At 40.6% G+C, this 13381-nt stretch carries 12 protein-coding genes; 8 read left to right on the top strand and 4 right to left on the bottom strand.

What is annotated here, in order from left to right:
• Positions 1-48: 48 nt before the first annotated feature.
• From I5349_RS05035 to I5349_RS05025, 3 genes are all read left to right on the top strand, one after another.
• Positions 49-1131: an MraY family glycosyltransferase gene (locus I5349_RS05035; RefSeq protein WP_226389652.1), complete on the top strand. Its 1083-nt coding sequence runs from the start codon at positions 49-51 to the stop codon at positions 1129-1131.
• 104 nt (positions 1132-1235) lie between these two features.
• Positions 1236-2729 (top strand): capsule assembly Wzi family protein, encoded by a 1494-nt coding sequence (locus I5349_RS05030; protein ID WP_226389651.1) that lies wholly within the window; start codon positions 1236-1238, stop codon positions 2727-2729.
• Between the two features lie 48 nt (positions 2730-2777).
• Positions 2778-4148 (top strand): undecaprenyl-phosphate glucose phosphotransferase, encoded by a 1371-nt coding sequence (locus tag I5349_RS05025; protein WP_226389650.1) that lies wholly within the window; start codon positions 2778-2780, stop codon positions 4146-4148.
• A 47-nt stretch (positions 4149-4195) separates the two neighbouring features.
• On the opposite strand, the gene I5349_RS05020 is transcribed toward I5349_RS05025, so the two are convergent.
• The gene (locus I5349_RS05020; protein WP_226389649.1) at positions 4196-5110 is read right to left on the bottom strand and encodes a universal stress protein; all 915 of its coding nucleotides are present in this window, start codon (positions 5108-5110) and stop codon (positions 4196-4198) included.
• Between the two features lie 209 nt (positions 5111-5319).
• Between I5349_RS05020 and I5349_RS05015 the strand changes: the two genes are divergently transcribed.
• The 4 genes from I5349_RS05015 (at position 5320) to I5349_RS05000 (ending at position 9632) form a co-directional block, all read left to right on the top strand.
• Positions 5320-5637: a DUF6787 family protein gene (locus I5349_RS05015; RefSeq protein ID WP_226389648.1), complete on the top strand. Its 318-nt coding sequence runs from the start codon at positions 5320-5322 to the stop codon at positions 5635-5637.
• A 12-nt stretch (positions 5638-5649) separates the two neighbouring features.
• A complete protein-coding gene (locus tag I5349_RS05010) occupies positions 5650-7446 on the top strand; it encodes an ABC transporter ATP-binding protein (protein ID WP_226389647.1) in 1797 nt (598 codons plus the stop codon).
• Between the two features lie 79 nt (positions 7447-7525).
• Positions 7526-9295, top strand: a complete 1770-nt coding sequence (locus I5349_RS05005; protein ID WP_226389646.1) for an SLC13 family permease — start codon at positions 7526-7528, stop codon at positions 9293-9295.
• A 1-nt stretch (position 9296) separates the two neighbouring features.
• The gene (locus tag I5349_RS05000) at positions 9297-9632 is read left to right on the top strand and encodes a DUF202 domain-containing protein (RefSeq protein WP_226389645.1); all 336 of its coding nucleotides are present in this window, start codon (positions 9297-9299) and stop codon (positions 9630-9632) included.
• Here the strand turns inward: I5349_RS05000 and I5349_RS04995 are convergent.
• From I5349_RS04995 to I5349_RS04985, 3 genes are all read right to left on the bottom strand, one after another.
• Positions 9622-10356 (bottom strand): LytR/AlgR family response regulator transcription factor, encoded by a 735-nt coding sequence (locus I5349_RS04995; protein WP_226389644.1) that lies wholly within the window; start codon positions 10354-10356, stop codon positions 9622-9624. The two genes, I5349_RS05000 and I5349_RS04995, sit on opposite strands and share 11 nt — an antisense overlap.
• 84 nt (positions 10357-10440) lie before the next feature.
• Positions 10441-11295 carry a carboxylating nicotinate-nucleotide diphosphorylase gene (nadC, locus tag I5349_RS04990; RefSeq protein WP_226389643.1) on the bottom strand — a complete coding sequence of 285 codons (855 nt, stop codon included), beginning with the start codon at positions 11293-11295 and terminating at the stop codon, positions 10441-10443.
• 17 nt (positions 11296-11312) lie between these two features.
• Positions 11313-11717, bottom strand: a complete 405-nt coding sequence (locus tag I5349_RS04985; protein WP_226389642.1) for a DUF4783 domain-containing protein — start codon at positions 11715-11717, stop codon at positions 11313-11315.
• Between the two features lie 134 nt (positions 11718-11851).
• On the opposite strand from I5349_RS04985, the gene gpmI reads away from it, so the two are divergent.
• A complete protein-coding gene (gene gpmI, locus I5349_RS04980; RefSeq protein ID WP_226389641.1) occupies positions 11852-13375 on the top strand; it encodes a 2,3-bisphosphoglycerate-independent phosphoglycerate mutase in 1524 nt (507 codons plus the stop codon).
• The last annotated feature ends 6 nt before the right edge of the window (positions 13376-13381 follow it).

Here is a 13381-nt window from a genome sequence, read left to right as displayed (position 1 = left end):
TCTTTTTTGGTTTGTTTTATCTTGACGCCTTTGGTGGTATACTTATTTGTGAAGAATAACATCACGGATACGCCCGGAGGAAGAAAGATTCATAAAGCCAGCACCCCATCTATGGGAGGGATTCCTATTTTCATTGGGGTAGCTTTTACTGTTTTACTGTGGTTTAGTTTAAAAGACCTGAATGCTAGTCGTAGTCTTTTATCTGCTGTTACCATCATGTTTTTTATCGGCCTGAGAGATGACCTAGTCAATTTATCTGCTTTGCAAAAACTCATGGGTCAGCTTGCTGCAGCTGTCTTGATTGTAGGCTTTGCAGATATTAGGTTTACTTCGATGTATGGCTTACTTGGTATTTATGAGATTCCTGATTTTATTGCTTATCCATTGTCGGTTTTTACGATTATAGTGATTACCAATGCATTTAATCTCATAGATGGTATTGATGGTCTAGCAGGATCTATCAGCATGATTGCATTATCTTTCTTTGGTGTATGGTTTGGGCTGAATGGCATGACATTATACACTGCAATTTGTGCTGCATTTGTAGGGGCTATTGGAGGCTTTCTAATATTTAATTGGTCTCCAGCTAAAATTTTCATGGGAGATACTGGTGCGCTTTCCATTGGGATATTATTAGCCTCATTAGCTGTTTTATTTATTGACACCAACTATTACCTACCTGAGGGGCATGCTTTAAAATTTAATGGTACCATTGCCACAGCAGTTGCAGTCTTAATCTTGCCACTTTATGATACGGCAAGGATATTTGTCAAGCGTATTAGACGAGGAAAGTCACCGATGTCGCCAGATAAGAGTCACGTACATCATTTTGTGATGCGTATGGGGTTCAATCATCCAAAAACAACTTCCATTTTGATTATCAGTAACTTGATATTTATAGGGGCGGCTGTTCTTGGAAGAAGATATGGAGATTTAATTATGTTACCAGTAATCATGATTGGCGCTGCTTATTTAGGGGTAGTTTTAGATAAAATGGTCTTGGTGAGGGTAAAAAGATTAACAAAAAATGCTCCTAGAGTTCTTGAAAAGTATGAGCACTTAAGAGAGTCTCAGATTAAACCTAAGATCGAGAAGGATATAATTTATAGGGAGAAGATATCTAGTAATTGAAATTAAGTAAATTGCTGAATTATAAACTTGAAACGCTTATTAAGTTTCAAGTTTTCTTGTTTATGGGGTCAAGATCTAAAAAAGAATTAAGCTTATACAGTTTGTTGTCTTTCGTCATACTCGGGATGTCGATCAGCACTGCATTTGCTCAAGTGAAAGACTCTTTAGCTGTGGAGGTGTTAGCTTCCAGCATCTTTTCTACTAATCGAGACTTACTTCCTCACTACTTATTTCATCAACAGTTGGGAGAATTGTCAGATGGTGATGAAGCTTACTACCGAGCACTTCTATCTTATGAAAGAACACTCAGTAAAGACTTTAAGGTAGGAGCGGGTTTTAGATTTGCTTCTGAAAGATTTACAAGTCACTATCTCTATGCGAATTGGAGAGCTTGGCAGTTGCAAGCGGGACGGATCATAGAAGATCAACCATTTAGTGCCGGAGACCTTGGTATGGGTGCTTTTGGTATTTCTCAAAATGCTCGACCCCTGCCTCAGGTAGGTTTAGTGGTCAAGGACAAGCCGGTGCCATTTACTCAAGGGAGACTGACATTCAATGCTTCTTGGTCGCATCGTTGGTTTGATGATGATCGCTATGTCGAGAGACCTTATATGCACGAAAAGTCACTTTTGCTCACTTATCATGTTCCACGTTGGAGAGCGAAGTTTAGTGGAGGCATGCAGCATTTTGCTCAATGGGGTGGGACTTTACCCTCAGGTAGAGCTTTACCACAAACATTTACAGACTATCTCCGAGTCACAATGGGAAGAGAATCTGTAGCAGACTTTGTAGATGGATCAGATCCTGTCTTTGCAGAAGTGGTCAATGCTTTGGGAAATCACCTAGGCACTTGGAATTTGTCGTATGAGCAAGCTATAGGAAATGACCAATTGGCACTGTATTATCAAAAGCCATGGGAAGACAGGAGCGGTATTTTACCCTTTAGAAGTGGGGATTTGCAATTAGGACTTTCTTGGAAGCGAGATAAGCCTGAGGCCTTTATCCAAGAGATATTTATAGAGTATCTCAATACAACCTACCAAAGTGGTCCTGGTACGCCAGACTCAGTTCCCGGACAGTCCAATAGAGGCTATAGAAACGGGGGCAGAGATGATTATTATAATAACAACTTTGTCTACAGGAGTGGTTGGACTTATGAAGGCATGGTTATTGGTAATCCAATGATGACCACCTATGATCGTGCATTGAAATATTTGCCTTATTTCTATAATCAGGAAAATGCCATCGCAAACAACCGTGTTTGGGCGATGCATATGGGATTTAAAGGAAAAATTACTCCCGACCTGTCGCATCGAGTACTATTCACTGCGTCTAGGAATCAAGGCACTTATACGGGGCTGTACCAAGGTCGATATAGCTGGGGTGGTGTAGCGGAAGATCCGACATTTGCCTATCCATATAAGAATGGTTTATGGCAATTTTACACGTTGGTGGCTTTAGAGCAAAAAAATGTTTTTGCTGTAGAAAATTTGAATCTAGGCATGAATATGATGTTTGACTTTGGAGAAATGTATGCTGTACAAGGAGTTCAAGTATTTGTGAAATATCAGTTATCACACTTACGAAGAGGACTTTGAAAATATTAATTAACCTATATATATTTAAGTAATTTTATTTTTATAAAGATGTCAAAACGCTTTTATAAATACTTTCCTTACCTCTTTTTTGTAGGAGATGCTGGCATGCTGGCAGGGAGCTTTTTGATTGCTTACTTTTTAAGATTTGAAGCACTCAATCCCTCGGTGACTTATGGCTATGCGCTGATTTTGGCTTTAATACTCTGGGCGCTGATCATTGGGATCAAGAGAGACTATAAAATCCCAAGAACAGCTTACTATATACAGACGAGTCAGAAGGCAATCACCTCTATACTAGCTTTTCTTGCTTCCGCAGCAACTATATGGGTGGCATTTGATGTGACTGCTATAGACAGAATGGTCTTCATATGGGGGACTTTGTTTTTGCTCATCTTGCTGCCTATTTATAGAGCATTGGTGCACTTCATTCTCAAAGAGTATAGAAGGATGGGGCACAACTATCGAAATGCGGTGATCATCGGAGAGGGGACAAACGGAGAAAAGCTGTCTAAAATGTTTATTAAAAGGCCTGAGTTTGGGATTCGTTTCTTAGGGTTTTTTGAGAAAAATAGAGATTCCGTAGATACAGAAGGAAGCTTAGAGGATTTCTATCAAAATGCCCATGACTTATCCTTAGACTTTATTTATGTGACGGACTCCTTGCCAAAGGATGAGTTTCAGAGACTGCTTAGCTATGCAGAGTCTAAGTTGATTAAAGTGAAGCTTCTTCCTAACTATAAGTTAGAAGGGACTCAGCGTTTATCATTTTCAAGCTTTAGAGACATCGCGATCATTGATGTCAATGCCATACCGCTAGATAATGTGTTTTATAATTTTCTCAAGCGTTCTTTTGACATTGTATTCTCACTTTTGGTGATTGTTTTTCTACTGAGTTGGTTACTGCCGATCTTAGCGATATTGATCAAAATGAGCTCACCTGGCCCTGTATTCTTTTACCAAGATCGATCAGGAAGAGGCTACGCGCCCTTCAAGTGTATGAAGTTGCGCACCATGCGTGTCAATGCTGAAAGTGATGTCAAGATGGCATCTAAAAACGACCAGCGCGTCACCAAAATCGGAGCTTTTTTAAGGAAAACAAGCTTGGACGAATTACCTCAATTTTTTAATGTACTCATGGGGGATATGTCAGTGGTAGGCCCTAGGCCACATCCAGTGATGCTCAATGAAGCCTATGTAGACAAAGTAGAAAAGTTCATGTCTAGACACTTTGTCAAGCCTGGTGTGACGGGTCTAGCACAAGCGATGGGTTATAGAGGAGAGATAGTCAGATTGATGGATATGCGAAATCGTGTCAAACTAGACAGATTTTATATCCAAAACTGGTCATTTATTTTAGATATTAAAATCATCTTCTTGACAGTCTATTCTATCATTTTTGACCGAGAGAAAGCTTACTAAATAAGACTAGACGAAAAAAGGCGGAGTAGATGCTCCGCCTTTTTTGATTAGATCCTCAATAACGCCTCGATGAAGCTGAGGTTTTCATTTTTCTTTTTGACGATCAGCAAAGGTACAGAGTGATCAACTCTACTCAGTTTCTCTGCAGTACTACCTAGTAGGATGGATGCAGCAGCCGTTCGCCCTTTAGAACCAATGACGATGAGATCTGCTTTTTGATTAGAAGCTTCTTTGAAGATCAGTTTAGCACGATTTTCCTCATTTTGGAGCACATAGTGGCAAGGGAATTCATTTTTAGGGAGCTTATTTTTCTTCAGAAAGGACTCAAAATCTTCCTCTGCATTGATTTTCATGATTTCAGCAAATTCATGATAGTTCTTACCTGTTTTGTGATAGCCACTAGGCACCTCATAGACATGGATTCCAGCGATTTTTGATCCCGCCCTTTTTCCAATAGCCATTGCCTGTTGCAAAGCAAGGCTTGAATGGGAGGAAAAATCTAATGAGATCGCAATGGTTTGAATCTTCGGATTAGGTTGCTCTGTCACAAATAGAACACTTGCTGGAGCTTTTTCAGCTAACTTATTGGAGAGATTGCCTGAACCTGGGAGTTTATCTTTGTGACCCATGATCAAGAGATCTATGCCTTTGATTTTAGCAAGTCTCAATATCTCCGACATAGGGTCACCCTCATCTACATGTACAGAGACTTCTACAGAGGTACCTTCAAAGAATCTATTTGCTTTGTCTGTCAGTTCACGTTCGATATGCTCATCCACAGGAGCGAGTAGGTCTGGATATTTTTTTGCGAGGTCTTCAGAAAGCTCTAGATTTTTGGCGATATGCGTGAGATATACCTTATCCAATCCAAGGATAGAAGCACAGTCTTTGGTGTACTGTAGGATGATGTCATCCATTTCTGTTAAATCTAGGCCTATGATGGCTTTGCTGAAATTTTCCATGTGGTGTTGAGATTTTGTCATCTTTATCTTCCTTAAAATTAAGAAAAATAGTGCAAGACTAAAGGATTAATAGCAAGGAAGGTTGTTATACTTGACATGAGGCATTAGACATTTCCAAATTATGTTTTGGTTCACTAGTCATTACAAGGTTTTGTGAATAAATTTGAAGTCTCAATTGAGTGAAAAGGCTCAATAAAATTAAGTAAAGCGTGCAAAAAGAAAATTTTCTGAATAGACTACAAAAGAAATGGGGCTTAGAGAGTCTCTGGCAAGTATTGATCATTCTGGTGGTATTTGCGATCACGGGCAGTACCATTGTGTTTTTAAAACCCTTTGTATTTGCATGGCTTGGGATAGGTGATGCTACAGCTCCTTGGGTCAAAACACTGCTTTACTTGATATTCATGCTGCCTGCCTATCAAGCTTTCCTTTTGTTCTATGGCTTTTTGTTTGGACAGTTCTCCTTTTTTTGGGAGAAAGAGAAAAAGCTTTTTGCCTTGATCATGAAACCTTTTCAAAAGAAGTAATCAATAGGAGAGATGGCTAAGCGAAACAAGGGAGTCCTAGACGCAGAGGACAAGCGTAAGCTCAATAAGGAAAACCTGAGAAAACTCTATGGGATTTTCAGGTACATCCTTCCCTATAAGTGGTATTTTTTTGGAGGTCTTATCTGCTTATTATTTAGCAGTACGATTCTACTAGCTTTCCCTTTTTTATCAGGAAAATTAATTGATGTGGCTTCTGGCCAAGGTACGTGGATAGTAGATGATATCAAGTCTATTGTGCTCTTGCTTGTAGCCGTTCTATTTGTACAAAGTGTCTTTTCCTTTGCTAGAGTGATGTTTTTTGCTCAAGTAAGTGAGCGGTCTATCAAGGATTTGAGACTGGCACTCTATGAGAAATTTATGAACTTGCCTATACCTTTCTATGATAGTCGTAGGATCGGGGAGTTGCTGAGTAGAATCACTTCTGATATCTCATTATTGCAAGATACTTTTTCGGTGACCTTGGCAGAGTTTACAAGGCAGACCATCACTTTGCTCGCGGGAACAGCCTTTTTATTTTATACCACACCCAAGCTGACATTCTTTATGTTGGCGACATTTCCTGTTTTGGTCATACTGGCTTTAGTGTTTGGGCGATTTATCCGAAAACTTTCTAAAAAGACACAAGACGAACAAGCTGCGGCTAATGTCATTGTAGAGGAAACGCTACAATCAATCCAAGTAGTCAAAGCATTTACTTCAGAGCTTTTTGAAATAGCACGCTACCAAAAGTCCCTTGCAGAAGTAGTGCGTATAGCTCTCAAGGCAGCAACTTATAGAGCGGCTTTTATTTCTTTTATCATATTCGCCTTATTTGGTGGGATAGTAGCTGTGATGTGGTATGGGGCACTATTGGTAGAGTCAGGAGAGATGACGATTGGTAGTCTTGTATCTTTTGTCCTTTATACGACTTTCATTGGAGGTTCTATCGCTGGTTTAGGAGATCTCTATGGTCAGCTACAAAAGGCTATCGGATCCTCAGAACGAGTGCAAGAAATCATGGAAGAGGCGGTAGAAGCGACAGCAGATGAGCCCAAGCATCCTATTCAGTTTGAGCAGTCGATCACTTATCAACACGTGAACTTTAGCTATGCTACACGAAGCGATGTGCAGGTTTTGCGAGACTTGAGTTTTGAGATCAAAAAGGGAGAAAAGATAGCTTTAGTTGGTCATAGTGGCGCGGGAAAATCCACCATTATACAGTTGCTCCAGCGTTTTTATACTGTTTCAGATGGTGCTATCGCTATCGATGGTGTCAACATCAATGATTTGTCTTTGCAAGGGTTGAGAAGAGAGATAGGAGTAGTACCACAGGAAGTGGTGCTATTTGGAGGAACGATCAAGGAAAATATTGCCTATGGTAAACTTGGTGCATCTGATGAAGCGATCATGCAAGCTGCTCAGAAAGCCAATGCTTGGGACTTCATCAGTTCTTTTCCAGATGGTTTAGAGACGATAGTGGGTGAGCGAGGTGTCAAATTATCAGGCGGTCAGCGACAGCGAATAGCCATTGCTCGGGCGATTTTGAAAAACCCATCTATCTTGATTCTAGATGAGGCAACATCTTCTTTGGATGCGGCTTCTGAGTCATTGGTTCAAGCTGCATTGGATGAGTTGATGAAAGATAGGACTACGATCATCATTGCGCATCGACTGGCTACTATCAGAAAAGTGGATCGTATTTTTGTTTTAAAGCAAGGTCAAATAGCCGAATCAGGGACACATGCCTCTTTGCTGCAGCATGGAGGTATTTATCAAGACCTGATCAAACTTCAACTTCAGGAAGATTAATTGCCATTTCCCATACCCAGATCTGTGATAATGTGTTATATTGAATAGATGAAATCCTTCATCTTATAAACAAGCTTATATGGATTTGCTCATTACGGTTGCCATCATTGCAATTGGTATTTTTTTGTTTGTCAAGGACTTCTTCTCGATTGATACGACTAGTATTTTGATCATGGCGCTGTTTATCATCGCAGGCGTATTGAGTCCAGCAGAGGGTTTTTCTGGATTTAATCATCCTGCTACGATCACATTAGGCTGTATGTTTGTCGTAAGTGCTGGGGTGTTCAAATCAGGTCTTTTGGATGGCTTAAGTGGTAAAATTATAAAACTGGCTAAGGTCAATTACCTATTGGCTTTATTGGTGTTTTGTTTGATAGCTGCGATTTTTTCGGCTTTTATCAATGACACTGCGGTTGTAGCACTTTTACTCCCTATTGCACTGTCTGTATGCAGAGATACTGGGATCAGTCCTTCTCGATTATTGATTCCTATATCATTTTCGGCCTTGTTTGGAGGAGCGTGTACCCTAATAGGTACTTCTACCAATATCCTAGTCAGTAGCTATGCTAGTGAGTATGATTTGGAGCCTTTTGGGATGTTTGAGTTTTCACTACCTGCCATGATATTGGCAGGTGTAGGATTGACTTATATCATGCTGACGAGTAGCTGGCTACTGCCCAAACGCAAATCGGGTGATCATGGTAAGCTAGAGAAAGGTTCTGAGCGCTATTTGGTGGAGGTGACACTACTAGAGGAGGGGGAAGATCGAGATAAAATCGTTAAAGATTCTAGTTTGAAGACCATATATGCAGGCGATATCTTGATGATCATTCGTGGGGAGTCTAGGATCTATCAAGTGATGGATGACACCATTCTGATGTCAGGAGACCATGTGAAGCTATCAGTATCTGCAGATGTTTTGACACAGTTGCGAAAAGATAAAGGCTATCAGATCAAAGGGGATCAAGACCTAAGCTTGCGTCAAGAGGCGGATGACAGGCATATATTTGAAGTGATGATTCCTTATGGTTCTGTCATTGCCAATCGTACTTTGCGCTCGTTGAATTTTCGCAGAAACTATCAAGTAAGTGTCTTAGCGATTAGGCATCGAGAGACCGTTCAGCTAAAGAGCTTAGAGGAGGTCAAAATGAAGGAAGGGGATATGCTCTTGCTACTAGGAACCAAATCGGCTATTGATGAACTCAATCAGCATAAGTGGATCATCCCACTGACGAGCTATGAGGCACAAAAAGTCAACTACAAAAAAGCCATTCCTGCTGTACTAATTGCGCTAGGGGTAATATTGGCAGCGGCTTTGGATTTTGCCCCTATTCTCATGTCTGGGATGGTTGGAGCGCTTCTACTTGTGCTAACTGGTATTCTCAAACCGCAGGAAGCCTATGAAGCGATAGAGTGGAAGGTAATCTTCATGGTGGCAGGAGTACTTTCTATGGGGACGGCACTAGAAAAGACAGGTGGCGCAGCTTTGATTGCACAGTTTCTCAAAGACAGCTTGGAGTCTTATGATCCTAGATGGACGCTGAGCTTAGTATTTTTCGTCACCTTTTTGTCTACTAATGTACTCTCAAGTAAAGCTGCAGCTGCTTTGATGACACCTATCGTGATCAGCTTGTCTAGGGCGCTGGAAATCAGTGAAAAACCGCTGCTGATAGCGGTGATGTTTGCCTGCTCACTGACATTTATGACTCCTGTGAGCTATCCAACCAATACAATGGTTTACGCTCCAGGTAACTATAAATTTATGGATTATGTCAAGTTTGGAACTCCTTTGAATTTGATCATCTGGGTGATAGCAAGTTTGATAATTCCACTTTTTTTCCCATTTTAGAATGATGAATATCAAGCGCATTTTCAATATCAGGCCTCACTTTACCAATAAGGATGAAATTATCTTGAGGGACTATTTGGCCCTTGAGCGCACCAGACTGGCTAATGAGCGTACATTGCTTTCATACATCAGGACTGCACTTTACTTACTTGTGGGAGGATTAGCACTGATACAGATAGAAGGATTCGAAAATGTCAAATGGATTGGTATTGTTTGTTTTGTGGCGAGTGCCTGGACTTTTGTACTGGGGTTTGTTCGTTTTTTCAAACTGAGAGATCGTATGGTAGATTTTTATCAAAATCCAAAAGACAAATCAACTGAGCATATCAGCCATTAAGCCAATCTTTGAAGGCGTTTACTTTCTCTCTCCCTACGATGAGGTCTTTTTCTGCCTCCGTTTTTAAGATTATTCTGAGTCGGCTATTCACATATTTTTTCACGACTAGTATGGCATCTATTTGTACGATGATGCTTCTATTGATTCTAAAAAATAAATTGGGATCTAGTAGTGTGCTTTCTAATTCCTCTAACTTGTAATCTACTAAGAACTTCCTGCCAGAAGTGATTTCGACTAGATAGACAAGCCCACCATCTGCATAGAAATATGCGGTTTCATCTGGAGTTTTGAAGGTATATTGCTCCCCTAGTTTTACTAAAAAACGCTTTTTATAGCACGGTTCGGAATCTTTAGTAGAAAGAGGCCTCTTGGTCAGTAGCTCGTACTTTTTGAGGGAGCGGTCGAGGTCTTGTTTTTGAATAGGCTTGACGAGATAGTCTATGCTTGGAAATTTGAATGCTTGGAAGGCATTTACTTGATCGTTATTGGTGAAAATAACTGGCACCATAGTATTGCTCTCCTTAAATACTTCGAATCCAGAACCATCTTTTAAGTCTAAATTGCAGATGAACAGATCGAGTTCTGGATTACTGTCTAGAAACTGGACAGCTTCAGCTACTTTACTGACCACTTTGACTACCCTAAAATCAGGGTTGATCTGTTGGCCAACATAGTTGAGCTCAAAAGCACATGCCTCATCTCTATCTGCTACTAAAACATTCATTTAGGCTTAGTTTAAAAACTGTAAGCACTAAACGCTCGATTACGATGTAATGTTTTAGACAATAATAAATAGGATGATTTGGTGTTAGTAGGCTTTCAAGCTCATATCGAGGCTATTGACTTGATGAGTCAAAGCACCAACAGAAATGTAGTCCACACCACAAGCTGCTACTGCTTGAAGCGTGGCTTCTGTGATGCCGCCTGAAGCCTCTGTTAGATATTTGCCATCGATGATTTTGAGGGCTTCACGCATGGTATCAGGAGACATATTGTCCAGCATGATGAAATCCATCCCACCTACCTGAACAGCCTCTCGAACTTCTTCTAAGGTTCTCGTTTCTACTTCTATTTTCAGGTTTTTGCCAGTATTGGCTAGATATTTTTTGGTAGCACTCATCGCTGCGGCTATACCCCCTGCATAGTCTATGTGATTGTCTTTGAGCATGATCATGTCATACAGCGCAAATCGATGGTTTGACCCTCCACCTATACTGACGGCCCACTTCTCAGCTATCCTAAAATTAGGGGTTGTTTTGCGAGTATCTAGAAGCTGTGTTTTGGTGCCTTTGATGAGTTGTACGAGACGGTTTGTATGCGTAGCGATGCCACTCATTCTTTGGAGGCAGTTTAGCACGAGCCTCTCTGTAGTGAGTATAGATCTCGCTTTTCCTTTCACAGTCATGCCAATGTCTCCTTTTTTGACTTTATCGCCATCTTGGAGTAGGATCTGGACTTCTAGCGTAGGGTCGAATGTTTTAAATATCTGCTCAGCAAGTGCTAGACCAGCAATGATGCCTTCGTCTTTGATGATCAAATGGGCTCTATTCATCGCTTCTGCAGGTACGGAAGCAAGTGTAGAATGATCACCATCTCCGATGTCTTCTTGGAGGGCAGATTTGATAAATGCTTCGATGTATTCGGGTTTGAGATATTCCTTCACAGAGTTGAGATTATGCTTTATTCCTTAGTGAAATCTAAGTTATAAATTTTAAACTCATTCTCGACTAGTTTGCCTCTAATCAATACGCGAAAATTGCCAGAGTCGCTTTTGTAGGTAGCGATAGCATAGCGGAGTCCATCCTTTGATTCGCCTTTGTGGATTACTTCAAAATCAACAGGGGTGTTTTTTTTAAAAAAGTCTCTAATGACAAATTCGGCTTGGTTTTTACTGTAGTCTGCTTGACTTCCAGAAATATTGATCTCGATCATGTCACTAAAAAACTTAACCAACTCTTTAGACGAACCAGCTTTCATAGCAAGTTTGACATCATCAAGTTGGCGTTGAGACTGTGCATGAGAGGACTGCGCTAGACCTATACACAGAACCAATACTATGGGCACTATTTTAGTGAACGTACTCATTATTAAATTTTCTAAATATCCTTTTTTCCCTGTTACAAAATCCTCTAAAACAGTGCCAAAATAATTCAAAAGCTCTTAAGCTCAAAATTTGAGCTCAATTAGAGTAGCTGATGACGAATCCGTATATTTGTGCTATGAATAAAAAAGTAATTTTGATGATATTAGATGGCTGGGGTATAGCAACCAATCCAGCAGTCTCAGCGGTAGATAAAGCCAAGACTCCCTACATAGATCAATTGTATGAAAATTACCCACACGCTAGACTATCTGCTTCGGGCTTAGCAGTAGGTTTACCAGATGGTCAAATGGGCAACTCTGAAGTAGGTCATATGAATATCGGTGCGGGAAGAGTAGTATATCAAGATCTCGTCAAAATCAATAAAGCCATAGAGGAGAAAGAACTAGTTGATCATCCTGTGATCAGAGAGGCATTTACTTACGCCAAAGCAAATCAAAAAGCAGTACACTTCATGGGGCTTGTCTCAGATGGAGGGGTTCACGCACATATAAATCATCTCAAAGGACTTTGCGATATCGCCAAGGCATATGATTTATCTGATGTTTTTATCCATGCTTTCACTGACGGACGAGATACAGACCCAAGAGGAGGCCTTAAGTATTTGCAAGACTTAGACCAACACTTACAGCAGACTACAGGTCAGATCGCTAGTGTGATAGGCAGGTACTATGCGATGGACAGAGACAATCGCTGGGAGCGTGTTAAGTTAGCCTACGAGGCCATGGTCAATGGTGAGGGAGAGCGCTCTAAAAATGTATTTGACAGCATACAGAAGTCCTATGCCAATGAAGTGACAGATGAGTTTATCAGGCCAATCATTAAGATCGGTAAAGATGGAAAGCCACTCGCTACTATCAAGCCAGATGATGTTGTCATCTGCTTTAATTTCCGTACAGATAGAGGTCGTGAAATCACCCAAGTGCTGACGCAAAAAGACTTTCCTGACTTTGGGATGAAAAAATTGCCATTACATTACATCACTTTTACTAGTTATGACGAGACATTTAAAGATGTCAAGGTGATTTTTGAAAAGGATAATCTACAAAACACACTAGGAGAGGTGCTCAGCAAAGCAGGTAAGCAACAAATCAGGATTGCTGAGACAGAGAAATATCCTCATGTGACTTTCTTTTTCTCAGGAGGTAGAGAGGAAGCTTTTGAAGGAGAGAAGCGCTTAATGTGTCCATCTCCAAAAGTGGCTACTTATGACTTACACCCAGAAATGAGTGCTTTTGAGATCACCAAAAAAATAATTCCTGAGATCAGAAAGGGAGAAGTTGATTTTGTCTGCTTAAACTTTGCCAATCCAGACATGGTTGGGCATACAGGAGTTTTCGAAGCGGCAGTAAAAGCCTGTGAGACAGTGGATCAATGTGCAGGTCAAGTCATAGAAGAAGCTAAAAAGCATGGCTACACAACGATAGTCATTGCTGATCATGGCAACTCGGACTGTATGATCAATGAGGATGGTACACCCAATACTGCTCATACGACCAACTTAGTGCCTTTTATCTTAGTAGATGATAAGCAGAAGTTTGCCTTGAAGGATGGTAAGCTTGGAGATTTGGCACCAACTATTTTACAGCTGATGGGAGTCTCTAAGCCAGCTGAGATGACAGGAGACATACTCATATCTTAAGTAAAA

This window comes from Penaeicola halotolerans, assembly GCF_016464625.1.
Classification (GTDB): domain Bacteria; phylum Bacteroidota; class Bacteroidia; order Cytophagales; family Cyclobacteriaceae; genus Penaeicola; species Penaeicola halotolerans.
This window is presented reverse-complemented; position numbering and strand designations above follow the sequence as displayed.